Here is a 25,985-nt window from a genome sequence, read left to right as displayed (position 1 = left end):
GGCGACCTGGGCGGAGGCAAAAGGGCGAGGGCGGCCTGTGGGGGCTACGTCTGCTTCGAGGACGAAGCCGGGTTCACCCGCAGGCCGCCCCGGGGACGGACCTGGGGCAGGCGCGGAGTGACTCCGGTCGTCACCATCAGCGGCCGGCGCTCGGGACGGCTGTCGGTGGCCGGGCTGATCGCGATGCGGCCGGGCTCGAGGACCCGGCTGTGCCACCGACTTCGGACCCACACCGCGGGCAAAGGCACACGCCGCAGCATGGGCGAGCGGGACTTCATCGCGCTCCTCGACGGTGCCCATCACCTGGTCAGAGCGCCGATCGTGCTGGTCTGGGACCGCCTCAACACCCACGTCTCCCGCAGGATGCGGGAACTCGTGGCCGAGCGCGATTGGCTGACAGTGTTCCTCCTGCCCGCCTACGCACCCGACCTGAACCCCGTCGAATGGGTATGGGCCCACGTCAAACGCAGCCTCGCAAACCTCGCCGTCATGGCCCTCGACCGCCTCGAAGTACTCGTCCGCAACAGGCTCAAACGACTCCAGTACCGGCCCCACACCCTCGACGGCTTCATAGCCGGCACCGGCCTCACCTTCGACATACCAACTTCACCCTGAAGAGCCGAAGTCAGTATGTGAAGGAAGGCATGCTCGGCTACGTCATGCCGGTGGCTGCGCCGTAGCGGCACAGCGTAAAGGTGCCCCCGGTGCGTGCGACCCGGGGGCACTCGACCCATCTGGTCGAGTGCGTCCACGACTTCGACCCCGTTCCGCCCGGCAGCACGCCTGCGTGAGACTGGCGCCGGCGGTCCGGTCAGGAACGCCGGAATGGTCCTGAACCCGCTGTCGGGCCAGGTCTCCCACGAAGCTCGCGGCTCCCTGGTCCTCCCGGTGACCAGCCCCGTGTGGGGCCTGCACCTCGCCGACTGCCTGCCGTTCGTCCAGGAGGTCCTCGGGCCGCGCCAACGCAGACCCACGACTTCGTCGCCGGCCTGGCTACCGCCCATTTCGGCCCAGACCAATGGGTGAAAAATTGCCAATAGAGTATCCAATTCGGACATATTGGATGTACAGCCATCGAGATGGCTTGATGTAGTCGTCTCGATGCTGACGGGCGATACTCCCGCCTCTTCAAGGCCGAACGATTTCCTCCTCACTTCACCGCTCAATTCTGCATAACCTGGACATGTATCCCATGCCGCCGGGCGCGCGCTGTCGAGAGAGTTGCGGTGGATATCAGCCAGAACTGCCGATCCGGCCACAACTTGACGCCGCACCACTCCTGCGTCATTCCGTAGAACGGTTGGCAAATCTCGATGCATCCCTTCGTATCGTTGGGTTGACGCAAAAGAGACCAAGGAATCGATGGCATGAGCACCGGGGGTCCCGTCCAACCGTGTGGATCCAAGGGAAATGGAACCTGCTGCCTGCGATCCCGTGGGCGACTCCCCCTCAGATCCGCATTTTACAAACCGGATAGGCGAGGAGGCCTAGAATATTGGCCCCAAAGGGTGGAATTTGCTCGCCGAGTTCCACGAACTGCTGTGCTAGCCTTTTCCTTGTTGATCACTCGTCATGTGACAGCGCGCGGCAAGTACGGGATGCGGGGACACCACTCCCCTGAGATTCCTGGGTTTCCCGGACTGGTGCCCCAAAAATTGGAACCAGCCGTTCCGCCATGCGAGCCTTTATCTGCGTTTTCCGCTGCCGAAGCGCGGTTGTGCAGAACAATTTCTCAGGATTCCGTTTAGCGTGCGCTTTTGCATGCGCGCTTACATGTGACGCGAGAAGACATTTAGGGGGAATCATGTTAAGCCCGTTGGTTCAAGGTCTCGTCGACCGATGTCAGAACCCCGAAGACTCCGCAGTCCTCACGGACTGTGCTACCGGTAGGACCGTGACTGCCCAACAGTTCTGGAGTGACTCTCAGCGAGTTGCCTACAGACTGCACCAGCTGGGGATCACTCGGGGAGACCGAGTGGCAGTCACCATGCCAGCGGGCGAGGTATTCGCGCACGTCATCTACGCATGCTTCATCATCGGAGCAGTCCCTGCCTTCGTCGATGCCGGCACGAGCAAAGAGGTACTCGCCAAGTGTGTTGACGAGTTGAGCCCGGCGCTGTGGGTCAGTACCGCTCCTGTGCCTGGCCACGAGACATACCTGTCGGATCAGTTCGACGTACGCTACAGCACTCCTACCGCCGACGAATCAGTGATCCCGGCAGAAGTGCACCCGGATGACGCGGTTCTTCTGCTCTATACGAGCGGGAACACGGGACTGCCCAAGGGCGTTCCCTGGACCGGCTCCCAGCTGAGCTCGTACCTGCGCGTCCAGCGGGACTCTTACGCGAAGTTCGGTGTCCAATCCGAGTTCGCATTCTTTTCCCATCTGGGGATCAAGGCGATCGCCATGGGTCGCCGGGCAGTGATTCCTGCCTTGCAGGAGACTCAGCCCGCCCTGCTCTCGATCGCCGATGCCGTACAGCAGATGGCGACGTACGGCTGTGACTACGTCTTCGCCTCGCCGATCTTCTGGCAGCGGCTCACCGAGCACTGCGCTGACAAGGGCGTCGAGGCGCCCCCGGTCAAGGTCGGTGCTACGGCGGGAGCCGCCGTCAACCAGGAGATGCTGGCCCACCTTGCGCAGGTGATGCCGGAGGCACGCCTCTACGTGCCTTACGCGAGCACCGAGGCACTCATGCCCGTCACCCTGATCGATTCCGAGACTCTCGCGGAATTCACGGAGCGCGGCACGAAGCAAGGCCGTGGCGTGCCGCTCGGCCGCGCCGTCGACACCCGGGTCGAAGTCATCGCCTCCGAGGCCACCGATCTGCGCGACCTCACCGACGCGGACTTCCTTGCCGCTGGCCAGATCGGCGAGTTGATCGTCAGCGGGCCGCGAGTCACCACCGAGTACTTCCGGCGCCCCGAACTCACCGACTACGCGAAGCTGCGGCACAAGGGCGATGACTCCCTCTGGCACCGCATGGGCGACGTGGGCTATGTGGACGAGCACTCCATGGTCTGGTTCCTGTGCCGCAAGAAGCACGTCGTCGACACGGCCTTCGGGCGGGTGTACCCCGACCAGCAGGAACAGGTCTACAACCATCACCTGGGCGTGTATTCGAGTGCCGTGATCGCGGCTCCGGGAGGTGCGCGGGTGCTTCTGGTCCTCCCCGAGTCCTCCTGGGGGTGCGTGTCTCAGGAAGCCGTCACCGCGGTGGCCGAGCAATTCTCTCTGCCGGTTCCCAAGCTTGTCTTCTACCCCGGCTCGTTGCCGTCCGACAGGCGCCACAACAGCAAGATCGATCGTGAAGAGCTGTCGAACTGGGCGACGGTCCAGGGAAACTTGTGAGGGCTGAGATGGAATTCGCAGAACTGATGGAGTTCTACCTTGAGGCATGCTCGGACAGGAAGCAGGTGACCGAACATCTCGAAGAGCTCCTCTCGAATTTCCCCGACAAGTCCGTGATGGACTGTTCGGTGGGTACAGGTTTCATCACGCTTGACCTGATCCGTGACGGCCACAGCATCATATGCGCGGACGGAAGCGCCGCGATGCTGGAGCGGTTCGAGGTCAATGCGGCCAATCTTGGCCTTGACACGAAGCCGATCCACTTGGATTGGGCAGATCTCGCCGGCACCTTCCCTGACGTGTTCGATCTCCTGATCTGCCGGGGAAATTCCCTGGTGTACGCCAATGTCTGGGACGACGACAATCCGGTCGCGGACGCAGCCTCCATCGTCGGACACTTGAAGAGCATGTACGGAGCTTTGAAGCCGGGCGGATTCCTGTACGTCGACATCCCCGCCCAGAGTGATCAGTCGCGCCCCGATGGCCGCATTTACCACACCCCGTGCGAGGTGCGCGGAAGGAACGTCTCCGTATCCGAGACCATTACCCTCCTCGCGGACGCCGGCCTGCGTCGTTGGGAGGTTCGCATGGAGATCGACGACGAGGTTTTCGAGTTCACCCGCCACTCCCATGTATTCGACGAAACGCGGCTGAGGCAGGCCCTCGATCGCGCGGGATTCATGGAGGTCATGCCTCTCGAAGGCAACACTCTCCGTGACCACTACCAGGTCTTCACGGCTCGAAAGCCGTTCCCCAACGTGATGCAGAGGTTCGCCCCCTCCGTGCAGGCCTCGTCGGATCCTCGGTGACAGGCACGCCTTTACCTCGCACTGGCCATAGAAAGTGAGGGTGAAGGATGTCTCGACCGTTGAAGGCGATCGTGCGCACCTCTGCTATTTCACACAACCTTGACGTGATGCGGAAGCTCCAGCCTGGTCGCAAGATCGTGGCAGTTCTGAAGGCTGACGGCTACGGGCACGGCTTGCGGAACGTGGCGCGGGCTGCCCGGGAGGCGGATGCGTTTGCAGTCTCCTCCATCGAAGAAGCACTTGAGCTCCGCGCAGTTGAAGAGCACAAGCCGATTCTCCTCCTCGAAGGGTTCTTCGAGGCCGATGAATTGCCGCTGGTCGAACGGTTTTCGTTATGGCCGGTCGTGCATTGCCTGGCGCAGCTCGAACAGCTCGCCGCCTACGGGTCAGAGCTGACCATCTGGCTGAAGGTCGACACGGGAATGAACCGGCTCGGTTTCCGAGGCTCCGAAATTCCTGACATCGTCGAAGAGATCAAAGTTTCAATGCCGCACATCACGCTGCGTGGCATCGTGAGCCACCTGTCATCGGCTGACGAGCCCGACGCCCCGCGGACTCAGTGGCAGTACAAGGAGTTCACCGACCTGGCCGTCGCCGGAGCGGAGCTCTCCCTCTCCAACTCCGGCGGCATCTTCACCGCACCAACGCTGCCTGACGAATGGGTCCGGTGCGGTATCGCCTTGTACGGGGCGTCCCCTCTCGTGGGGCACACGGCGGCGGAACTCGGTCTCCGTGCCGCGATGACCCTGGAGACTGCTCTCATCAGCGTCCGCGCCTGCAGCCGGGGTGATCTCGTCGGCTACGGCGGCATGTGGGAGTGCCCGGAGGACATGCCGGTGGGCGTCGTGGCAGCCGGCTACGGAGACGGCTACCCCCGGCACACGCCTGCGGGCACCCCCGTCCTGGTGGGCGATACGTACGTCCCGATCGTCGGCCGAGTGTGCATGGACATGTTCATGGTCGATCTCCGGGCGTGCCCTGGTGCCCGAATAGGTGACCGAGTCGTCCTCTGGGGCGACGATCTGTCGGTTGAAGAAATTGCTACAAGCGCAGGATCGATTGCCAACGAACTCCTGACCGGATTGACTCCGCGAGTTCCCCGCATCCTTGCCTGACCTTTTACACCTGACCTTTTGCAAGAGAGATACTGGAGAGATTTCAGATGTTGATCTGTGGACTCAAGCTGACTCACGACGGTTCCGTCGCCCTGCTTGACGACAGAAAACTGTTGTTCAGCGTCGAGATCGAGAAGATCGACAACAACCCGCGATACAGCTCCGTCAGCGACCTGCAGGTCGTGCCGCAGATCCTCAGCGACTTCGGCTACAAGCTCAGCGACGTCGACGAGTTCGTCATCGACGGATGGGACGGGCAGATCAACGGCCGGGTGGAGGTCGCCGACCAAGGCCTCGCCACCGAGATCCTGCTTGCGCCCTACCACGAGGGCGGCACGGCGAACGTCCTGCGGCCGGCCCACACGGGGAAGTTCTCCCTGGACGGACGTGACCGCCCGTTCAGCAGCTTCTTCCACGTGTCGAGCCACCTCGTCAGCGCCTACTGCACCAGCCCGTTCGCGAGCCGCGGCGAGCCGTCGATGGCGCTCGTGTGGGACGGGGGAATGTTCCCCCGCCTGTACTACGTCGACCCTGCCAACAACGTGGTGGAGAACGGCGGCCCCGTGTTCCCGCTGATCGGCCACGCCTATGCCACCGCCGGGCATCACTTCGGTCCCTGGAAGCGCACCGCACACTCCGAGACCGCCGACGACCTCTCGGTGGCCGGAAAGCTGATGGCCTACATTGCCCTCGGCACGTCCCGGGCAGAGGTCAAGGCCGTCCTGCGTCAGGAGTTCGAGAACCACTTCGCCGGATCCGGTGCCACCGCCCGGGAGTTCCGGTCGAAGATCGGCGGATGGGGCACGCAGTTCGAGCGGTCGGTGAAGTACCTGCACCCGTTCTACGAGTCCGTGTCCCGTGGAGTGGCGCAGTACGGCGTCAGCGACGAGGACGTACTGGCATCCGTCCACATCTTCCTGCAAGAGCTCCTCATCGAGAAGCTCAACGAGAAGATCCGGGCATGGAAGGGCGCCGGTCCGTGGAACCTGACGTTCTCGGGAGGCTGCGGCCTCAACATCAAGTGGAACAGCGCGCTGCGCTCTGACGCCCTGTTCGCAGACGTCTGGGTCCCGCCCTTCCCCAACGACTCGGGCGCGGCGCTCGGCACCGCAGCCGCCCGCCTCGTCGAAGAGCAGGGTCTCGTCCCGCTGGAATGGCACGTCCGTAGCGGTCCGCAGCTGCGCCCCACCGAGTCCGTGCCGACCGGCTGGACTGCCGAGGACTGCACGCCGGCCCAACTTGCCGCAGTCCTCCACGAGACCGACGAACCGTTGGTCATGCTCAACGGCCGTGCCGAGCTCGGACCGCGCGCCCTGGGTGGTCGGAGCATCATCGGTGCCCCGGTCAGCCCGAAGATGAAGGAGGCCCTCAACAAGATCAAGGGCCGCGAGCACTACCGGCCGGTCGCACCGCTGTGCCTGCTGGATGCTGCTCCCGAGGTCTTCGAGCCGGGCACGCCGGACCCCCACATGCTGTTCGAACACCGTGTACGGCCCGAGTGGCTGGACCGCGTGCCCGCCATCACCCACCTGGATGGCACAGCTCGGCTGCAGACCGTCAGCACGGAAGACGACCCGGTGCTCGAGGAAGTGCTGCGCGCCTACTACCGGCTGAGTGGCGTGCCGGTGCTGTGCAACACGAGTGCCAACTACAACGGCAGCGGCTTCTTCCCCGATGTCGCCTCCGTCATCGAGTGGGGCGGAGTGGACCGGGTCTGGAGCGAAGGGAAGCTGTACCAGCGCACCTCTGCGTAACAGGAGGTTCGGGTCGGGGCGCACGGCGAGATCGGTGTGCGCCCCGACCCGGATTAATCAGCGAGAACGAAGGCGGCATGGTGGGACCAGCGGTTTCGACGGCGTCACTGCGGTTGGACAGAATTCAGGTCGTCGGTATCTGGCTCGGTGCGTTGGGGGTATTGTGCTTCAGCTTCACGCTCCCGGCGACGAAATATGCTGTTCACGAGTTCCATCCCGTTCTGGTGGCAGCGGGGCGCACGGTACTCGCGTTTCCGCTGGCAGCCGGCTTCCTTCTCCTCGCCGGAGGGGCCAAGCCACCCGCGAGTGCACTGAAGAAGATCGCCGTTCTGGTGTTCGGGAACGTCGTGGGCTTCCCCCTCTTCACCGCGTTTGCCCTCGTGTACGGCTCATCGGCCAACGCAGCCGTGATCCTGGGCCTGATGCCGCTTGCCACAGCGGTCGTGGCTTCCTTCCGAGGCGGTGAGCGGCCCAGCCGTGCCTTCTGGGCCTGCGCAGTGGGCGGTGCGCTCGCGGTGATGACCTTCAGTGTCGCGAGGAACGGCCTGCAGCTACCCGCCCCGGGGGACATGTTCACGCTGCTGGCCGTCATCACGGGGAGCCTCGGATATGCCGAGGGGGCTGCTCTGACACGTGAGCACGGGGCGATTCGGTCCATTTCCTGGGGCATCGTCTTCGGCATGCCCATAGCCCTGACCGCCTGCATAGTCACCTCCCTTGTCACACACCAGCAGTACGGCAGCATCGCGGTCTCGGGAGTGGCCGGATTCCTCTACGTCGCCCTCGTCAGCTCCTTCCTCGCCTTCATCCCCTGGAACACCGGGCTGGCGAGGGGAGGCGTGGCGCGCGTCAGCCAAGTGCAGCTGCTGCAGCCACTGCTCACTCTGATCTGGGCCGCCGTCCTGCTGGGCGAACAGATATCGGTCTGGGCGGCGGGTGTCTCCTTGATCGTGCTGCTCTTCGTCTTCGGCGCCGCGCGTGCCAAGCCTCCGCGCGCGGAACACGTTGACCGCTGACGGCATGTGCGGCCGATCGATCCGGCTCAGGGCCGTCCCCCTGCAGCCACCGCCCCGGCACTGCCTTCCACTGACGTTTGGAGTTCCATGTCCCGCCGCCTGTTCACCTCGGAGTCTGTGACCGAGGGTCACCCCGACAAGATCGCTGACCAGATCAGCGACACCATTCTCGACGCGCTCCTGACCGAGGACCCGACCTCGCGTGTCGCCGTGGAGACCCTCATCACCACCGGTCTCGTGCACATCGCGGGAGAGGTGACGACGAAGGCGTACGCGCCGATCGCGCAGCTCGTCCGCGACAAGATCCTGGAGATCGGTTACGACTCCTCCAGGAAGGGCTTCGACGGCGCCTCCTGCGGCGTGTCGGTGTCCATCGGCGCGCAGTCCCCGGACATCGCGCAGGGTGTCGACACCGCGTATGAGAAGCGGGTCGAGGGTACCGCCGAGGGCGAGGAAGGCGACGAGCTCGACAAGCAGGGTGCCGGCGACCAGGGCCTAATGTTCGGGTACGCCTGCGACGAGACTCCGGAGCTGATGCCGCTCCCGATCCACATCGCGCACCGCCTCTCGAAGCGGCTGTCCGAGGTCCGCAAGAACGGGACCATCCCGTACCTGCGTCCCGACGGCAAGACCCAGGTCACCATCGAGTACGACGGTGACGAGGCCGTGCGCCTCGACACGGTCGTCGTGTCCTCGCAGCACGCCGCGGACATCGACCTGGACTCGCTGCTCGCTCCGGACATCCGCGAGTTCGTCGTCGAGCACGTCCTGAATCAGCTCGTCTTGGACGGCATCAAGCTCGACACCGAGGGCTACCGCCTGCTGGTGAACCCGACCGGCCGCTTCGAGATCGGCGGCCCGATGGGCGACGCGGGCCTGACCGGCCGCAAGATCATCATCGACACCTACGGCGGCATGGCCCGTCACGGTGGCGGCGCCTTCTCGGGCAAGGACCCGTCCAAGGTCGACCGCTCCGCCGCGTACGCCATGCGCTGGGTCGCCAAGAACGTCGTCGCCGCCGGTCTGGCCTCGCGCTGCGAGGTCCAGGTCGCGTACGCGATCGGCAAGGCCGAGCCCGTCGGTCTGTTCGTGGAGACCTTCGGCACGCACAAGGTCGACGTCGAGAAGATCGAGAACGCCATCGGCCAGGTCTTCGACCTGCGCCCGGCCGCGATCATCCGCGACCTCGACCTGCTGCGCCCTATCTACGCCCAGACCGCCGCCTACGGCCACTTCGGCCGCGAGCTGCCGGACTTCACCTGGGAACGCACCGACCGCGTCGACGCCCTGGGTACGGCCGCGAACCGAAGCTGACCCGCCAGCCCGTCCCGTTCCCGTCCCCCGAGTGAGAGGAAAGCGTCGTGCGCATCGCCGTGTCCGGCTCCATCGCGACCGACCATCTCATGGTCTTCCCCGGCCGCTTCGCCGATCAGCTGATCACCGAGATGGTCGAACACATGTCCCTGTCCTTCCTCGCCGACAAGCTGGAGGTGCGGCGCGGAGGTGGGCGCGAACATCTCCTTCGGCCTCGGCCGGTTGGGAGTGCGGCCCGTACTCGTGGGCGCCGCGGGTGTCGACTTCTCCGAGTACGGCAGCCTGCTGCGCGAGGCGGGCGTGGACACGGCCTCTGTCCAGGTCAGCGAGACGCTGCACACGGCGCGCTTCGTGTGCACCACGGACGTCGACCAGAACCAGATAGCCACCCTCTATGCGGGCGCCATGGCCGAGGCCCACCGGATCGACCTCGCCGAAGCCCACCACCGCGTGGACGGCTTCGATCTCGTCATCGTCGGCGCCGACGACCCCGCCGCGATGCTGCGGCACACTGCCACTGCCCACGCTCTCGGCAAACTGGTGGCCGCCGATCCCTCCCAGCAACTGGCCCGGCTGGACAGCGAGCAGACCCGGTCCCTGGTGGACGGGGCCCACCTGCTCTTCACCAACGAGTACGAGAGCGCACTCCTCCGCGAACGCACCGCCTGGACCGAGGATGACGTCTTGGTGCGCGTCGGCACCTGGATCACCACGCGTGGCGCCGACGGCGTCTCGATGACGACCGCCGAGGGGCCGCAACTGGACATCCCCGCGGTGCCGACGGACGACGTCGTCGACCCGACGGGTGCCGGCGACGCCTTCCGCGCCGGATTCCTCGCTGGTCTCTCATGGGAGCTGTCGTACGAGCGGGCGGCCCAGCTCGGCTGCGCCCTGGCCACGGTGGTGCTGGAGTCGGTGGGCACCCAGGAGTACAAGCTGCTCGCCGCTGACCTGCTGGCCCGGATCAGCCGGGTCTACGGTCACGAGGCGGCCCAGGAGATCGAACCACGGCTGACGCAGGCGCCGTGACCGGTCGCCAGACCTCGCCCCATGCATTCCGGGACGCACCCCGGCATCGTGCGCCCGGTCACTTCGACGGTACGTGACGTAGCGCCGGCCGTTCATGATTGGCCGCCAGCTCGAGCTGGCGGCCAATTTCGGTGTGCGCTTGCGTTCGGTTCTGTCGCATCTTCCAGCAATCCACATACACGCGAGAGTTGATCCGTCACAGCAACAACAGGGGGGCAAATAGCATGGAGTTTCGACAGTCGAGCAAGCTCAAGGAAGTCTGCAACGAAATCCGGCCGGTGGTCGTGGTTCAGCTCGACGAGGATCCGGACTGGCAGGACCGCCTCCGGCGGAAAAGTGCCGTACCGATCGCCTTCCGGAGCTGGGGGCAGGCCGCCACGGGAGCCCTGGGTGTCCTGCGCGGTGCAATGATACCGCTGGATAGCGGGGTTGCTTGCCCGGCAGATGAACTAGCCGGGCATGTCAGGTCGTTAAGTCTGCTGAATCCCGTGGTCGTGTCGACCCGGCGGGACGGGGTGCCGGTGCGTGCGCTGTTCGACACGTGAGCCTTCAACGTCCTCGACCGGGGCGAGTCCCCCGGCGTGCTCGCCGCACGTCTTGGTGCCGAGCTGCGCTGGCTGCGGCGCTCCAGGCGGCCCGCCGCGGCCGGCGCAGGACCGGCCGTCGCTCCGTCCTTCCGGACCCAGGCCCTCCTGCTGGAGGTGCTGTGCTCCTTGCGCGGACCGGTGTGCTGCCACGACATCCGGCGCCTCCTGGGGACTCCCGCCAGTCCCATGAGCCTGCCCGCGCTGCGGGCCCGGATCCAGCGCCTGGCCCCGTACCTCGCGGGCGAAGGGCTGACCTGCCTGCGGTCGGTGCGCTGGGGCGCCGACACGATCAGCATCGACCGCTCCGATGGGGCGGTCGGCCGCGCCGCCTGATGCCCGCGTACCGGCCGGTGCCTCGGGGCGCCGGCCGGTACGCGCTGCCGGCGGACCACTTCAAGAAGGGCCTGCTGCCTACGAGATCAAGGGCAGGACTTCAGCCGCTCGGCCAGGGCCTGCGCGAACCGCAGTGCGCTGTCCTCGCCGAAGGGCAGGTTCAGTGACGGTTCGCAGAGCTCCATCTCCAGCACCATCGGGGTACCGTCCGCCCCGCGGACCAGGTCCACCCGGCCGCAGACCAGGGGCTGCTCCAGCCCGAGGCTCGCCTGCGCGGCGGCGAGCGCTGCCGAGGCGACGGCCCGCTCGTCCTGGTCCGCGACGCGCGCCGTGCGGAAGTCGAGAGTCGGCACGTGCACCGTCCCGTCGGGCATGAGCATCGCGCCTTTGTGTATGGCGTGGCTGTACTCGCCGTCGAAGAAGGTCAGGTCGGTCTCACCGTGCCGGTCGACGGACTCCACGTAGGGCTGCAGGATGACGTGGCTGCCGCCGGCGAGCAGGCGGGCGACGTGCGCGGGAGCCTCGTCCGCCACTGGCCGGGCGTAGCGGCGGACGTTCTTCGAGTAGCAGCCGTCGGTCGGCTTCACCACGAAGGCGGCGGCCTGCGGGTGCTCCTCCAGGAAGCTCCGCACCGCCGCCAGCGGGTCCGCACCGGGCTCCACGATCGTGGTCGGGATGACGGGCACACCGGCCGCCGCGAGGTCCGCCAGGTAGCGCTTGTCCAGGGCCCACCGCACCAGCGGCATCGGGGTGACGAGACGCGTCACGGCGGCGATGCGCTCGCAAGCGGCGAGGAACTCCGGCAGCCGTTCGGCCCAGGTCCAGGGGGAGCGGAACACAACGGCCTGGAACCGGGACCAGTCGACGGTCGGGTCCTCCCAAGAGCACACTTCGACGTCGAGGCCGACGGTCTCGCACGCCTCCAGCAGCGGTGGCATGTCGTAGTCGATGGGAAGGCTGACGGCGTCGGTGACCAGGGCGAGGATGCTCATCAGGATGCTCCAATACTCGACGGCAATGATGGTGGCGGCAGGGCGGGCCTCAGGGGTGGAGGCGCGTTGCCGGGGGATGCACGGCACGGGGGCCCGTCACCAGGGGAGGACCTTGCCCATGTGCACGTAGCTGCCCGTCGGGCCGTCGTCTCCGATCAGGGCCATGGCGATGCTCGTCGCGGCGCCCTCGGCAACCTCCAGGTCCCCCGCGCCCTCGTTCATGTCCGTCTTGGTGTATCCCGGATGAACGGCGTTCACCTTGACGGGGGTGTCGCGCAGCTCGTACGCCAGGTGCACGGTCCACGCGTTGAGGGCGGTCTTGGAGGCGCTGTACGCCGGCAGTGATTTGAACATGGGGCTGTAGACGTAGGAGTCCGGGTCGCTGTGCGTGCTCAGGGAAGCGAGCAGGCTGGACACGTTGACGATGCGTCCCGCCGCGGACCTCCGGATCAACGGCAGGAAGGCGTTGGTCACTTCCACGACGCCGAACAGGTTGGTCTCGAACGTCTCGCGCCACTGGTGGAGCGGCTGCTCCGACGGGTTGCGGCCGTACTCCTCGATGCGGATCCCCGCGTTGTTCACCAAGACGTCGAGGCGCCCGTGGACTTCGTCGACGGTCTTCACCGCGGCGTGGACGCTGTCCGTCCGCGTGGTGTCGAGCTCCAGCGGGTCGACGTCGAGACCGGTGTTCCGCAGGGCCGTCGCGGCCTCGGTGACCGCCTTGAGGTCGCGGCCGCTGAGTAGCACGCGCAGGCCCCTGCCGGCGAGCTGACGTGCGATCTCAAGGCCAATGCCGCGGTTGGCACCGGTGACCAGAGCTACTCGGGGGGACTGCCTGGGCAAGAGGAACTCTCCATCTCGACGAAAGGGTGAGGGGAAGGGCGCCACCTGAAGGTGGGGGCGGCGCGGGGACGCGGGAGCGCGTGGGAGCTCCGAGGAGTTCTCAGGACAGGCTTGCCAGGAACTTCGCGACGGGAGACCCGAAGCGGTCCACATCGACAAGGAAGGCGTCGTGTCCGGCCGGGGACTCCACTGGCACGAACTCGACGTCGGCACCACCGGAGCTGAGCCCCTCGGCGATCTCGGCCTGCTGTTGGACCGGGAACAGGATGTCGGTCCGTGCACCCATCACCAGGGCCCGTTCGACGCCCAGTTGCGAGAGCGCCGCGCCGGCAGTGGTGCCGCAGGACTCGCCGAGGTCGAACTGATCCATGGAATGGCTCAGGTAAAGGTAGCTGTTGGGGTCGAAACGCCGGATGAATCGGTGGGCGTGGAAATCCAGGTAGCCTTCCACCTCGAATTCCAGCCCGAACGGTTCACCGTCCGAACGAGGCACCTGGGCCAGCCGGGCCCGGCCGAACCGGCTGTCCCACTCCTCGGCGGACCGGTAGGTCATCATGCCCAGTTTGCGCGCCGTCATCATGCCTCTGCGGGGATAACGGTCGTCCGTGTAACGCCCCTGGTTCCACTGCGGATCGGAGCGGATCGCCTCGCGCTGCAGGGAGCGGACCGCGATGGAGAAGGGCAGCGAGTGCACCGCCCCGGAGAGGCTGACGTGGCTGCTGGTCAGCTCGGGGTGGCGCGCCAGCAGGGCCAGCGCGCTCATCCCGCCCATGGAGGTGCCGATCACGCAGGCCAGGCGGTCGATGCCGAGCGCCCGCACGGTGAGGGCCGCCGCGTCGGCGACGTCCTCGATCGAGAGCTCGGGGAAGTCGAGGCGGTACGGCTCGCCGGTGGCCGGGTTGATCGAGGCTGGTCCGGTGGAACCCTTGCAGCTGCCGAGGGAGTTGACGCAGATCACGTGCCAGAGGTCCGTGTCGATGGGCTTCCCCGGGCCCAGCATGGCCTCCCACCAGCCGGCCGAGGGGTCCTCGGCGTGGGACGCCGCGTGCGCGTCGGGGGAGAGGCCGGTGAGGACGAGGACGGCGTTGTCGCGTTCCGCGTTCAACCGGCCGAAGGTCTCATAGGCCGTGCGTGCGCCGTGCAGAGCCCCGCCCCTCTTCATCGTGAAGGAAGCGGGGAGTTCCACGAAACGGGCGGCCGGGGGGATGAATTCCCTCATACGCCTGATCTCATTTCAGCTGCTGGGTATGGCGCGGCCGGCGTCCAGTGACGCCAGCCACTCGTCGTCCGAGCCCTCACTCATGCCGTCGAACAGGAAGGTCGAGAGGTACCGCTCACCCGTGTCGGGCAGCATGGCGAGCAGCACCGACCCGTCGGGGGCGTCCTCGGCGACCCTCAGCGCCGTCGCAAGGGTGGCGCCGGCGGAGATACCCGCGAAGATCCCTTCCTCCGCCGCCAGGCGGCGCGCCGTGTCGCGGGCCAGTACCTCGTCGACGGTGACCAGATCGTCGATGACGCTCTGATCCAGCACCCCCGGTACGAAGTTGGGGGCCAGGCCCTGGATCTGGTGGGTGCCCCACTCCTGGCCGGACAGCACGGCTGCGTTCTCCGGTTCGAGCGCGACGACCCGCACACCCGGGCGTGCGAGCTTCAGCATCTGGCCGACGCCGGTCAAGGTGCCGCTCGTACCGAACCCGGTGACGAAGTAGTCCAGGCGCTTTCCGGCGAAGTCACCGAGGATCTCCGCTGCCGTCGTCTCCCGGTGGTAGGCGGGGTTCGCCGGATTCTCGAACTGGTTGGCCCGGAACCATCCGTGCTTGGCAGCCAGTTCGTCCGCGATCCGGTTCCCGCCCGCGCTCCCCTCGGAACCGGGGAAGAGGATGACCTTGCCGCCGTAGGCGCGGATGAGCTTGCGCCGTTCGACCGAGTAGGTGTCGCCCATCACCGCCACGAATTGGTACCCGCGGGCCGCGGCCACCATGGCCAACGCGATGCCGACGTTGCCGGAGGTGCATTCCGCGATGGTGTCACCCGGCTTCAGCAGGCCCTTCGCCTCGGCGTCGAGGATCACCGAGAGCGCCAGACGGTCCTTGACGGAGCCCCCCGGGTTGAAGGACTCCACCTTCACGTACACGGTTGTGTGCGCGGGCGCCAGCCGGTGCAGTCTGACGATCGGTGTGCGGCCGACCGTGTCAAGAATGCTGTCGTACAGGGGCATGGGGAAACTCTCCTTCGTAGACGAATGCGGCAGGACCGGTCATGAGGATCCGCGCCTCGGGGTCCGGCCAGTCGATGCGGATCTCGCCGCCGGGCAGTTCCACGCGGACGCTGCGGTCGACGCGTCCCTGGCGCATGAGGACCGCGGCCGCGGCGCACGCCCCGCTCCCGCACGCCAGGGTCTCGCCGGCGCCGAACTCGTGGACCCGCAGGCGCACCCGCTCGCGCGAGACCACCTCGGCGAAACCCACGTTGACGGTGGAGGGAAGGAAGGGCGAGTCCTGTACGGCCCGGCCCAACCGGCCCACCGGGGCGGTGGACACGTCGTCGACCTCGATGACCGCGTGCGGGTTTCCCATCGAGACGGCCGCGAACCGTACCCGGCCCTCACCCTCCACGTCGGCCTCGTACAGCTCGCTCTTTCCGTCGAAACCGGTGAGGGGAAGGCTGTTGGGCGCGAAGTCCGGTACCGCCAGAGCGATGCTGAACGACCGCGGGTCCAGCACCTCCACCGGAAGCGGGCCGCTCGGACTGTCCAGGTCGAACCGGTACCCCGGGGTCAGGCCGGCCCGAACGGCCCAGGCCGCGACGCACCGGGCGCCGTTGCCGCACTGCCGGGAGGGAGAGCCGTCGGCAGTCCAGATGTCGAAGGACACCACGGCCCGCTGACTGCGCGGTTCCTTGATGCCGAGGATCATGTCGCAGCCGACACCCGTGTGCCGGTCGGCGAGGGCGCGGCACAGCTCGGGCGTGGGGTCCGGGGCCTCGCGCAGGTCTAGTACGACGAAGTCGTTCCCGGCGCCGTGCATCTTGGTGAAGGGCAGCGTGGCCGGAGCACCGGCCGTGGAGGTCCTCACGCCCGTTCCAGTGACCGGTGGTCCCGGGCGCCCTCGAACGCCGGGGCGACCATGTCCAGAATGATGGACACAGCCCTCTCCCTGTCCTCGGGGTCCCGGGGGGCGTTGAACTCAGCGAGTTCGACACCGAGGAGCCGGGCCGGCGGGATCGCCTCGAAGATCGCCCGGATCTGCGTCGGCAGCATCCCGCCCGGGACGGTGTAGTCGGCGGGCACGGATCCGGGTTCGAGGACGTCCCAGTCGATGTGGATCCAGACGGGGGCGTCCCCCACCGCGGCCAGGATCGCCTGGGCCGTTGCCTCCTTGGGAGGGATGACACGGACGCCCGCCGTCCGGATGAGGTCGCGCTCGGCCTGGTCAATGTCGCGCGAGCCCACGAGGACGGCCTGCTCCGGCCGGAGTCCGGCGCCGTGCCCGCTCTCCCAGAGTCCGCACGCGGCGGACAGGACCATACCGCCGAGATACCCGCTGTCGGTGGTAGCCGGGGTGTTGAAGTCGCCGTGCCCGTCGATGTACAGCACCACGGCGTCGGGGTGCTGCCGGGCGACCAGGGGCAGCGTGGCAAGGCTCGCCGAGCAGGTGTTGGACACCAGCACCGTGAGATTGCCGCCCCGCAGGCTCTCGGTGACCGCCTCGGCCAGCCCGGTCAGGGTCTCCCGCGCCTCGGGAAGGCTGACGCTCCAGTCGTCGTCTGCGGGGGGAGAGGGCTTGCCGACATACCGGCCCTTGAGCCCGTAGCGCTCTTCCAGCGCCCGCGCGGTGCGCGCCGCGCCCTCGATCATCCAGGCCGCCCTGTCGGCCACTCGTCCCTGGGAGACGATCAAGTCAATCATCGGTAGGAATCCCCACTCTCGTTGCGGGTGACGAAGGGACACCGGTCGGTCCTCGCCACGTTCTCTTCCACCAGGCCGTACTGGGACCATTCGAGTGCGCCCGCGCCGTACGATCCGAGCTGCGAGGCGTGCGGGGTCCCGTCGTAGCGAGCGATCCGGCTGCGGATGTTGGACCGCACCTTGCGGCCGCTGGGCGTGTCGCCGGCGAACACGTCGAATCGTTCGCGCGGGTTGACCACGAGCACGAAGTGCCGCCCGAGGTTCCGGCTCCTGCGCACTTCGTGTGCGGGGCTGCTCATGTTGACGAACAGCGGCATGCCGTTGAAACACATGGACCAGGACTCGGATTCGGGATCCGTACCCACGTCTTGCGGCCACGGCTCCGGGTCGATCTCGTGCAGGCCCTGGAGCACCTGCCAGCCGAAGGACTGGTAGGCCTCGACGGAGTCCTCTCCCACAGCGGTCGGCGAGAAGACCACGAGGAGCGGATAGGCCGTGTCCAGTGCGCCGTCCCATCCCCGGGACAACTCGACGTACTCCTTGAGGCCCTCCCCGAGGTGCAGGAGACCGTCCTCCTCCGCGTTTTCCACGAAGATGAACCTCAGGAGCTCCTTCCGAAAGGCGTTCCTTGAGAAAACGCACGGGAAGTCGGCGTCCGTGAGGTGTTTCCTCACATCTTCGAAGGCGGCTTGATGCCACTCCTTCGCATGCTCGAGAACATGGCCCTGAGGGACTAATCGGGTGGCCGCGTTCAGTCTGTTCAACACCGTATCCCTTCCATCGCGGAGATTCCCACGCCCTGTGCGCGGGCATCCGCACTGTCTTGGTGCGAAGAACTACGAAGAACTGAGCTCCTCGGGCGGGAAGCTGCGGCGTGCCGGATGAGGCGAATGCTGCGCGAAGCCCGGGAGCGGATTCGAATCACGTGGGAAGGCCGCGGAGCCACATCGTGCCAAAAATGGCGCGAAAAGGCCCTCATGTGGAGGGAAGCCATGCCGTCGAAACCGTGCGCTCGCGACGAAGCCGTAGCTCTCGGAGGTGTACGGGAAGGATCGGCAGGATGAGTAGAAGGGCCTCTCGCGGCTGCCAGGAGGACCGAAATGAGTAAATGACACGGTCAGTTGCAGTGTCAAATCCATTTTTATGCGGCCGCATGGCAGATCTGCCACTCAAATGCGCGCCCAACGGCTGACCTGTGGGCAGCCATTCACAATTCGAGGACTATGCCAATGACGTTCAGGCCTGTCAAGCAGGGTCGAAGCGTCTCGATACCTGGACTCGCGGCAATCCAAGGATGAGTTTCAGCCATGATCCCTGAACCTTCCGCGGCCTGACGATCGTCTAGCTTCATCAAGGATCCATTAAATGGAAGGCTGGGCCAAGCTCAAGCCTTTGGATTGAAGCTTCGTGAGTCATAGTGCCGGTGATCCGATGGCATGAAAGTGCGACCCGAAATAGTGCCCGTTGTGTCGAAGGTCGCTATCGGAAATGGCCTACGGAAGCAAGGCGCAATGGGGATCTGCCCTGCGGTGCTCCGGGTTGGCTACCGGAAGGTCTCGAATTTGATCGACGCGTAGTCGATGTCGCAACCTCGTATGCGACAGGCCGTCGTGTTAGCGTTTTGAACGTTGATCACCCGTCATGGCAACAAGGGTGGCAAGTGCAGGGAATCGGCGGACACACCACTTCCCCCGAGATTCCTGGGTTTCCCGGACTGGTGCCCCAAAAATTGGAACCAGCCGTTCCGCCGTGCATGCCCTCATCTGCAACCGCCATCGCCGACGCGTGGCCGGGCAGAAGCCATCAAGAATTTGCTGGATCCCGTCCAGCGTGCACCGCCGCGTGCGCGTTTGGGTTTTGACGTGCGAAACACTGGGGGGAACATGCTCAATCCGTTGGTGCAGGGGCTAGTCGACCGTTGCCAGAATCCTGAGGATCCTGGAGTTCTCACGGACTGCGCCACCGGCAGGACCGTTTCGGCCCGGCAGTTCTGGGACGACTCGAAGCGAGTCGCGTACAGGCTGCACCAGCTGGGTGTCGCTCGGGGGGACCGGGTTGCTGTCACGATGCCAGCGGGCGAGGTGTTCGCGCACATCATCTACGGGTGCTTCATCGTCGGTGCGGTGCCCGCCTTCGTCGATGCCGGCACGAGCAAAGAGGTACTGGCGCAGTGCGTGGAGGAGCTGGAACCCGCGCTGTGGGTGAGCGCTGCTCCCGTCCCCGGTCACGAGACGTACCCGTCGGAGAAGTTCGACGTGCGGTACACCGTCCCGGTCGCCGGCGAAACGGTGAGCCCGGAAGACGCACACCCCGATGACACTGTTCTCCTCCTCTACACGAGCGGGACCACAGGGTTGCCCAAGGGTGTCCCCTGGACCTGCTCCCAGCTCGCTTCGTACCTCCGCATACAGCGTGATTCCTATGCGAAGTTCGGTGTGCGATCCGAGTTCGCATTCTTCTCCCACCTGGGGATCAAGGCCATCGCCATGGGGCGCCTGGCCGTCATTCCCGCCCTGCAGGAAACCCAGCCGGCCCTGCTGTCCATGACCGACGCCATCCTGCAGATGACGGCACACGGCTGCGACTACGTCTTCGCCTCCCCGGTCTTCTGGCAGCGGCTCGCCGAGCGCTGCGACGCTGGTGACATCGCCGCGCCCCCGGTAAAGGTCGCGGCCACAGCGGGCGCGGCGGTGAACCAGGAGATGCTGGCGAACCTGGCAAAGGTGATGCCGGAGGCACGTCTCTACGTGCCCTACGCGAGCACCGAGGCCCTCATGCCCATCACTCTGATCGATGCCGCCACATTGGCCGACCTGACCGAACGGGGCACCAAACAGGGCCGAGGAGTACCGCTCGGCCGCGCGGTCGGCACGCGCGTCGAGGTCATCGACTCCGGCGCCTCCGAGCTGCGCCACATCACGGACGCGGACTTCCTCCAGCCGGGCCAGATAGGGGAGTTGGTTGTCAGCGGGCCCCGGGTGACCACCGAGTACTTCCGGCGGCCCGAACTCACCGACTACGCGAAGCTGCGCCACAGGGACGATGGCTCGCTCTGGCACCGCATGGGCGACGTGGGCTTCGTGGACGAAGACTCCATGGTCTGGTTCCTGTGCCGCAAGAAGCACGTCGTCGACACCGCCGTCGGGCGGGTGTACCCCGACCAGCAGGAGCAGGTCTACAACCATCACCTCGGCGCGTACTCATGCGCGGTGATCGCGGCTCCGGAAGCTCCGCGACTGCTTCTGGTCCTCCCGGAATCCTCCCTGGGCCACGTGACGCAGGCAGACGTCGACGCGGTGGCCGAGCGCGTATCCCTACCGGTGCCCAAGCTGCTCTTCTACCCGGGTCTGCTGCCGTCCGACAGGCGGCACAACAGCAAGATCGACCGTGAGGTGCTGTCGGAGTGGGCGACGGTTCAGGGCGACCTCTGAAAGGCGGGTGATCGCCGGTGGAATGCTGCCGCCGAAGCGGACCGGGGGACGCGCGGTGGCTGTTTCAGTCGGCGCCGGTGGCGGGGGAGGGGCCGTGGGGACGGGGCGACGATGTTCCTGGTGTCGTGTCGCTGAAGGCGGTCGGCACGCGATGGGCGAAGTAGCAGGCCGGCGGGCGGAAGCGTTGGTCGTTGTATCTTCCAAAGAATCCGCACCTCCGCTCCAGTTGAACCCGTCGCGGCGGCGACATAGAGGAGAATCGCATGGACTTTCGCCAGTCGAACAAACTTAATGATGTCTTGTACGAAATCCGAGGCCCGGTGGTGGAGCGGGCCAACGCGTTGGAGGAGGCCGGTCACAGGGTGCTCCGACTGAACACGGGCAACCCTGCACTGTTTGGCTTCGAGGCCCCCGAAGAAGTCGTTCGGGACGTCATCCGGATGCTGCCGCTCGCCCATGGATACAGCGATTCGCGGGGCATCCTCTCGGCCCGCCGCGCGGTTGCGCAGCACTATGAGCAGCGAGGCTTTCTGGACGTCGACGTGGATGACATCTTCCTCGGCAACGGTGTCTCCGAGCTGGTGTCGATGGCGGTCCAGGCTCTCCTGGACGATGGTGACGAGGTACTCATTCCGGCCCCCGACTTCCCGTTGTGGACGGCGGTCACCACGCTCGCCGGCGGCAATCCCGTTCACTACGTCTGCGATGAGTCTTCCGACTGGCTCCCGGACCTGTCCGACATGGCATCGAAGATCACGGGCCACACGAAGGCGCTGGTGATCATCAATCCGAACAATCCCACCGGCGCGGTCTATCCACCGAGCATTCTTGAAGGAATCCTCGAACTTGCCCGCCGACACCACCTGATGGTGTTCGTCGACGAGATCTACGACAAGATCCTCTATGACGATCTGGAACACACGAGTGCGGCGACGCTTGCGCCGGACGTCGTATGTCTGACATTCAGCGGTCTGTCCAAGTCGTACCGAGTCGCCGGCTTCCGCTCCGGCTGGCTCGTGGTCTCCGGCCCCCGGGAGCATGCAAAGGGCTACCTTGAGGGTCTCTTCACCCTTGCCTCGATGCGGCTGTGCCCCAACGTGCCGGGCCAGCACGCCATTCAAGCCTCACTCGGAGGGCGTCAGAGCATCCAGGATCTCGTTCTGCCCGGCGGTCGCCTCCACGAACAACGCAATCGTGCATGGGAAAAACTCAATGAGATTCCCGGTGTCTCCTGCGTCAAGCCACAGGGGGCGCTCTATGCCTTCCCGCGTCTCGATCCCAAGGTGTACAAGATTCACGATGACGAGAAGTTCGTACTCGATCTGCTGCTCCAGGAGAAGATCCAAGTCGTGCAGGGCAGTGGATTCAACCTGGGCCGAACTGACCACTTCCGCATCCTCACGCTCCCCCATGCCGATGTCCTGGAAGACGCGATCAGCCGCATCGGCCACTTCCTGGACGGATACCACCAGTGACCTCGGCCTGCGGCAACGCGACGGGGTAACGGCGGCGGGCCGGCACCGCCGTCGGCCAGGACGGGACGCAGACGTTCGCACGCGGCCGGTGACGGTCGAGGGCGCCTGAGGGAAGCGAGAGGAGTGCAGAACACTTTGTCCATGCGAATTGTGATCTTGTGTGGTGGAGAGAGTGCAGAGAGGGACGTGTCGTTGGCTTCGGGGGGTTCGGTCGCCCGGGCCCTGCTGGAGCGCGGACACGAGGTGGTCCTGGTGGACCCCGCCGCCGAGGTACCGGTCCTGGCGGGACCGCTACGGGGCGGCGACGCGGTGGACCGGTTCGAGGTGGGCAAGGAGCCGCCCTCCGCGGCGGGCCGGCAGCGGTTGCGCGAGCGCATGCGCGCCGCTCTGACCGCCGGCCCGGTCCTGGAGTTGCTGCAGGGGGCGGACCTGGCGTTCCTCGCGCTGCACGGCGGCTGGGGTGAAGACGGGACGGTGCAGGACCTCCTGGGGGCGGCGGGCGTCCGCTTCACCGGCGCGGGCAGCTCAGCCTGCGCGGCGGCCTGGTACAAGGACCGGGCGCAGGCGGCGCTGGGCGCTGCGGGTCTGCCGGTCGTCGAGCGGGCCCTGTGGCGGCCGGGCGCCGGCGAGGTCCCGGAAGAGGTGCAGCGGCTGGTGGCCGCGGGACCGGTGGTGACGAAGCCGGTGGCGGACGGGTCAAGCGTGTCGGTGACCCGGGTCGACTCCCCGGCCCAGCTGGCCCGCATGGCCGCCGAGGCGGGATCGGACGGGGTCGAGCTCCTGGTGGAGCCGTTCCTGCCGGGGCGGGAGTTCACCGTCGCCGTGGTGGGTGGCCGGGTGCTCCCGGTGGTCGAGATCGAGCTGACCACACCGCTGTTCGACTACACGGCCAAGTACCAGCCCGAGGGCGTGAGCGAGGTGTGTCCGGCGCGGGTTCCGGCCGACTCCGCGTCCCGATTGCAGGAGCTGGCGCTGCAGGCGCACGAGGCGCTGGGCTTCGGGAGCGGCACCTACTCGCGCACCGACTTCCGCTGCGACGCCTCGGGCGAACCGATGTGCCTGGAGGTCAACGCGCTTCCGGGTCTGACGGAGACGAGTCTGCTGCCCTTGGCGGCGGCAGGCGCCGGGTGGACCTACCCGGACCTGATCGAGCGCCTCGTGGAGCTCGCGGCGAGCTGATGCACGGCGGTCGGGGCGTCGGCCGTCTGCCCGACGCCGACGCCCCGCCACAGCCGGATGCAAATGGCCTGTCTCCCGAATCACGACAACTCGCGTCATTTTCCGGAGTGTTGATCGAAATTTTGAACTGTGACGGTGGATCATGAAAGCGGATGGCGGCGTGATCACGCGGTACCAAGTCCTACCCCGGACCAACGGAACGCTCCTCGCAGCCCTTGGTGTCGCCGCCTTCTCCCTGAGCTTCCCGGGAACCGTCTGGGCCCTCGACGGGTTCGGCCCCTGGAGCGCTGCCGGAATACGCGGAGTCATAGCCGCCGCCATGGCCCTGGTGGCACTGCTGTGGACGAGGGCCTCCCTGCCGGCCCGCTCCGATCGGGTCGCGCTCGCGGTGGTCGCCCTCGGGTGCGGCATCGGGTTCCCGCTGCTCACCACCCTCGCCCTGCAGACCTCGTCCACCGCGCACTCGGCGGTCGTCATCGGGGTACTGCCGATGGCCACGGCGACGATCTCCGCCCTCCTGACCCGGCGCAGCCCCTCGAAGGTGTTCTGGGCCGCTGCCGGCACCGGCGCGCTGGCCGTCATCGCCTTCACCCTGGCCCAGAACCACGGGCAGCCCACGGTCGGGGACCTCTACCTGTTCGGGGCTCTCCTCGTCTGCGCGGCCGGCTACGCCCAGGGCGGACGGCTGGCCGCGCACATGCCGGGCTGGCAGGTCATCGCATGGGGCGTCGTGCTCGCCGCTCCCGTCAACCTCGCCGTCTCGGTGTGGGCGGTGCCCCAGGAGCCCGTCCACCTCACGGCGAAAGCCGTGCTCGGGATGGCGTACATCGCCGCAGTCTCGCAGTTCGGGGCGTTCGTCCTCTGGTACCAGGGCATGGGCCGCATCGGTGTGCCCCGCGCCAGTCAACTCCAGCTCGCCCAGCCCCTGCTGACACTCGTCTGGGCCGTGCTGCTGCTCGGCGAGGAGCTCAGCCGGGCCGCCCCGCTGACCGCAGTCGTCGTGCTCGCTTGCATCATCGTCACGCAGCGGGCCAGGGCCTCCTGACGCCCGGCGGGCGTTCGTTGGGCTGTCCTCCGGGGCAGATCAAACTCCTGCCCCGCAACCTCTCCGGAACGGGGCCATGAAACTATGGACGGTCAGGTGCGGCCGGCCGGGGCGTGGGGCCGGTGGATGTCCTCCGGGTAGGCCGTGCACCGTACGGCCTGCTCGTAGGTGACGGTGCCTGCCTTGACGAGGGCGTTGATGCTGGTTTCGAGGGTCTGCATGCCGTCGCGGTGGCCGGTCGCGATCATGTTGCGGATCTGGCGGGTCTTGCCCTCGCGGATCAGGTTGCGGACCGCCGACGTGCCCACCAGCACCTCGAAGGCGGGCGCCCGGCCCCCGCCGATCCTGGGGATGAGCGTCTGGTTGAGGATGCCGACCAGGGTGTGCGCCAACTGCGTTCGTATCTGAGGCTGTTGCTTCGCGGGGAACGCATCGACGATGCGGTCCATCGTCTGTGACGTGTCGTTGGTGTGCAGGGTGGCGAAACACCAGGCGGTGATGGCCTGCGTGTCGCCGATGGCTCTGACACTCCTCCCGCTGGGCCGAGAGGCGGCCCTGTTCTTGTGATGTCGTGCGCAGACCGCCGCCGCGGCCGCCCTGTCCATCCACCTCTCCCACGGGCCTATCGGCTTCGGCCCCGCATGCCGCCGAAGAGACCCGCTTCCTCACCGCGCCCTGGAAATGGAAACCCCATTTGAGGCCCCCGTCATCGCCAGGTCGTTGACCGCCGCCCGGCCGGCGCCGACCACGACGCCCTCACCGTCGTCACCGCGCTCGCCCTGTCCTGGACCAGCCACCGGGTCGGCTCCGCGCTCGACCACGCCCGCGAGCACCCCGGCACCGGCGGCGTGCTCGCCCTACGGCACGTCCCACCCGACGCGTACACCGTCACCCCACGCCTCGACGTCTCTGCCCCGCACCAAGTTGACGCCCTCACCGGACGGAAGAACCCCCGCCCCGACATCCGCGGCCCCATCCAACCCGCCGAGGCCGAGGCCCTCCTCCGCGTCTGGGTCGATGGCGGAATCGACACCAATGACGCCGCCCAACGACAGGCCTTCGACGACCTCGCCGCCGCCGAGATGGTCAAACCCTCCTGGCCCGGCTCCGCGGAGCTGGTGCTCTGGACTTCTCGCGGGCGGTGGTCGAAGCCGAGTACGGAGACATCCTGGCCGTCCTCGGCCAGCAGCTGGGCGAGAAGATCGCCCGGGCCCGCCGACCCCACCGGCCGCCGTCGCCTCAAGGGCGTCCACTTCGAGTACGCTGCGGACCCCAAGTCCGTGCACGACATGGCTGGCGGCGCCGGCTACAGCCTGGCGAGCAACTGGTTCACACAGTTCCTCGCCCAGCTGGCCGTCGCGAACAGCATCACGAAGTCGCAGCTGTGCGTCTTCCTCTTCGTGGCCGGGGGGCAGGTGCCCGGCACGGGCATCGCCCAGTACACCCAGCAAGGGATCACGGACGGGCTCAACAAGGTTGCCGCACAAAAGGGCGGCAAGATGATCACGCGTTCGACGGTTAACCGTGCAGTCCAGGCCCTGAGCGGCTGCAACTGGGTGGAGAAGGCTGGCAACGGCCGGATCCAGATCAACGTTCGCCTGTGGTTCCAAGGCAACAGCACCCCCCAGCGCGAAGTCCTCGCGGAGATTGCCGAGAGGCACGAGCACGATCCCGGCGCGTTCCCGTACGCAGTGGGACCTGAAGGCGCCCATCAGGAGGAGCTGGACCTCGACTTCGGATCAGAGGACAGCTTTGGTGGAAGGAGACGTACCGGGTGATAGAGCTGCCAGGCCCGTCCACGGGC

The 25,985-nt window shown here is 66.7% G+C and carries 23 protein-coding genes and 1 pseudogene; 16 read left to right on the top strand and 8 right to left on the bottom strand.

Features of this window, described 5'->3' with window-relative positions; genetic code table 11:
- The first annotated feature begins 6 nt into the window (after positions 1–6).
- The 11 genes and pseudogenes from ACFWTC_RS32455 to ACFWTC_RS32405 all read left to right on the top strand — a co-directional run bounded on the left by ACFWTC_RS32455 (position 7) and on the right by ACFWTC_RS32405 (position 11,309).
- The gene (locus ACFWTC_RS32455; protein ID WP_384074898.1) at positions 7–615 is read left to right on the top strand and encodes a transposase; all 609 of its coding nucleotides are present in this window, start codon (positions 7–9) and stop codon (positions 613–615) included.
- A gap of 210 nt (positions 616–825) precedes the next feature.
- Positions 826–1,026: a hypothetical protein gene (locus ACFWTC_RS32450; RefSeq protein ID WP_383926368.1), complete on the top strand. Its 201-nt coding sequence runs from the start codon at positions 826–828 to the stop codon at positions 1,024–1,026.
- A gap of 649 nt (positions 1,027–1,675) precedes the next feature.
- Positions 1,676–3,352: an AMP-binding protein gene (locus ACFWTC_RS32445; protein ID WP_384074895.1), complete on the top strand. Its 1,677-nt coding sequence runs from the start codon at positions 1,676–1,678 to the stop codon at positions 3,350–3,352.
- An 8-nt stretch (positions 3,353–3,360) separates the two neighbouring features.
- On the top strand, positions 3,361–4,161 hold the full coding sequence (locus tag ACFWTC_RS32440) for a class I SAM-dependent methyltransferase (protein WP_383926362.1): 801 nt from the start codon (positions 3,361–3,363) through the stop codon (positions 4,159–4,161).
- 59 nt (positions 4,162–4,220) lie between these two features.
- A complete protein-coding gene (gene alr / locus ACFWTC_RS32435; protein WP_383926359.1) occupies positions 4,221–5,276 on the top strand; it encodes an alanine racemase in 1,056 nt (351 codons plus the stop codon).
- Positions 5,277–5,323: 47 nt separating this feature from the next.
- A complete protein-coding gene (locus tag ACFWTC_RS32430) occupies positions 5,324–7,030 on the top strand; it encodes a carbamoyltransferase N-terminal domain-containing protein (RefSeq protein ID WP_383926356.1) in 1,707 nt (568 codons plus the stop codon).
- A gap of 113 nt (positions 7,031–7,143) precedes the next feature.
- The gene (locus tag ACFWTC_RS32425) at positions 7,144–8,046 is read left to right on the top strand and encodes a DMT family transporter (RefSeq protein ID WP_384029557.1); all 903 of its coding nucleotides are present in this window, start codon (positions 7,144–7,146) and stop codon (positions 8,044–8,046) included.
- An 87-nt stretch (positions 8,047–8,133) separates the two neighbouring features.
- On the top strand, positions 8,134–9,360 hold the full coding sequence (gene metK, locus ACFWTC_RS32420) for a methionine adenosyltransferase (RefSeq protein WP_384029559.1): 1,227 nt from the start codon (positions 8,134–8,136) through the stop codon (positions 9,358–9,360).
- 47 nt (positions 9,361–9,407) lie between these two features.
- A pseudogene (locus ACFWTC_RS32415) lies at positions 9,408–10,389 on the top strand (carbohydrate kinase family protein).
- A gap of 224 nt (positions 10,390–10,613) precedes the next feature.
- Positions 10,614–10,934, top strand: a complete 321-nt coding sequence (locus tag ACFWTC_RS32410) for a hypothetical protein (RefSeq protein WP_383926344.1) — start codon at positions 10,614–10,616, stop codon at positions 10,932–10,934.
- Between the two features lie 36 nt (positions 10,935–10,970).
- Positions 10,971–11,309, top strand: coding sequence for a hypothetical protein (locus ACFWTC_RS32405; protein ID WP_384029561.1), 339 nt, complete (start codon positions 10,971–10,973; stop codon positions 11,307–11,309).
- Between the two features lie 86 nt (positions 11,310–11,395).
- Here the strand turns inward: ACFWTC_RS32405 and ACFWTC_RS32400 are convergent, their stop codons facing one another.
- The 7 genes from ACFWTC_RS32400 to ACFWTC_RS32370 form a co-directional block, all read right to left on the bottom strand.
- Positions 11,396–12,301, bottom strand: a complete 906-nt coding sequence (locus ACFWTC_RS32400) for a RimK family alpha-L-glutamate ligase (protein ID WP_384029563.1) — start codon at positions 12,299–12,301, stop codon at positions 11,396–11,398.
- Between the two features lie 96 nt (positions 12,302–12,397).
- Positions 12,398–13,144 carry an SDR family oxidoreductase gene (locus tag ACFWTC_RS32395; RefSeq protein WP_383926338.1) on the bottom strand — a complete coding sequence of 249 codons (747 nt, stop codon included), beginning with the start codon at positions 13,142–13,144 and terminating at the stop codon, positions 12,398–12,400.
- A 100-nt stretch (positions 13,145–13,244) separates the two neighbouring features.
- Entirely contained in the window at positions 13,245–14,363 is a 1,119-nt protein-coding gene (locus ACFWTC_RS32390; protein ID WP_384029565.1) for a homoserine O-acetyltransferase, read from the bottom strand.
- Positions 14,364–14,378: 15 nt separating this feature from the next.
- Complete coding sequence (cysK, locus tag ACFWTC_RS32385; protein ID WP_383926333.1) at positions 14,379–15,362, bottom strand: cysteine synthase A; 984 nt, start codon at positions 15,360–15,362, stop codon at positions 14,379–14,381.
- A complete protein-coding gene (dapF, locus tag ACFWTC_RS32380) occupies positions 15,337–16,218 on the bottom strand; it encodes a diaminopimelate epimerase (RefSeq protein WP_384029567.1) in 882 nt (293 codons plus the stop codon). Before dapF ends, cysK begins: the two co-directional genes overlap by 26 nt.
- Complete coding sequence (locus ACFWTC_RS32375) at positions 16,215–17,051, bottom strand: arginase family protein (RefSeq protein ID WP_384029569.1); 837 nt, start codon at positions 17,049–17,051, stop codon at positions 16,215–16,217. Before ACFWTC_RS32375 ends, dapF begins: the two co-directional genes overlap by 4 nt.
- Positions 17,048–17,725 (bottom strand): YqcI/YcgG family protein, encoded by a 678-nt coding sequence (locus tag ACFWTC_RS32370; protein ID WP_383926401.1) that lies wholly within the window; start codon positions 17,723–17,725, stop codon positions 17,048–17,050. Before ACFWTC_RS32370 ends, ACFWTC_RS32375 begins: the two co-directional genes overlap by 4 nt.
- Positions 17,726–18,934: 1,209 nt before the next feature.
- Between ACFWTC_RS32370 and ACFWTC_RS32365 the strand changes: the two genes are divergently transcribed.
- The 4 genes from ACFWTC_RS32365 (at position 18,935) to ACFWTC_RS32350 (ending at position 24,181) form a co-directional block, all read left to right on the top strand.
- On the top strand, positions 18,935–20,482 hold the full coding sequence (locus ACFWTC_RS32365) for an AMP-binding protein (protein WP_383926325.1): 1,548 nt from the start codon (positions 18,935–18,937) through the stop codon (positions 20,480–20,482).
- 263 nt (positions 20,483–20,745) lie between these two features.
- Positions 20,746–21,957 (top strand): pyridoxal phosphate-dependent aminotransferase, encoded by a 1,212-nt coding sequence (locus ACFWTC_RS32360; RefSeq protein WP_384029573.1) that lies wholly within the window; start codon positions 20,746–20,748, stop codon positions 21,955–21,957.
- A gap of 141 nt (positions 21,958–22,098) precedes the next feature.
- Positions 22,099–23,136 carry a D-alanine--D-alanine ligase gene (locus tag ACFWTC_RS32355; RefSeq protein ID WP_383926319.1) on the top strand — a complete coding sequence of 346 codons (1,038 nt, stop codon included), beginning with the start codon at positions 22,099–22,101 and terminating at the stop codon, positions 23,134–23,136.
- Positions 23,137–23,296: 160 nt separating this feature from the next.
- Positions 23,297–24,181, top strand: coding sequence for a DMT family transporter (locus ACFWTC_RS32350; RefSeq protein ID WP_383926316.1), 885 nt, complete (start codon positions 23,297–23,299; stop codon positions 24,179–24,181).
- A gap of 92 nt (positions 24,182–24,273) precedes the next feature.
- Here ACFWTC_RS32350 and ACFWTC_RS32345 read toward each other — a convergent pair whose 3' ends face one another.
- A complete protein-coding gene (locus ACFWTC_RS32345) occupies positions 24,274–24,786 on the bottom strand; it encodes a hypothetical protein (RefSeq protein ID WP_384029575.1) in 513 nt (170 codons plus the stop codon).
- Positions 24,787–25,029: 243 nt separating this feature from the next.
- Between ACFWTC_RS32345 and ACFWTC_RS32340 the strand changes: the two genes are divergently transcribed.
- Positions 25,030–25,959 carry a hypothetical protein gene (locus ACFWTC_RS32340; protein WP_384029577.1) on the top strand — a complete coding sequence of 310 codons (930 nt, stop codon included), beginning with the start codon at positions 25,030–25,032 and terminating at the stop codon, positions 25,957–25,959.
- Positions 25,960–25,985 lie beyond the last annotated feature (26 nt).

Origin of the sequence: Streptomyces sp. NPDC058619 (genome assembly GCF_042717785.1) — a bacterium.
Lineage (GTDB): Bacteria > Actinomycetota > Actinomycetes > Streptomycetales > Streptomycetaceae > Streptomyces.
This window is presented reverse-complemented; position numbering and strand designations above follow the sequence as displayed.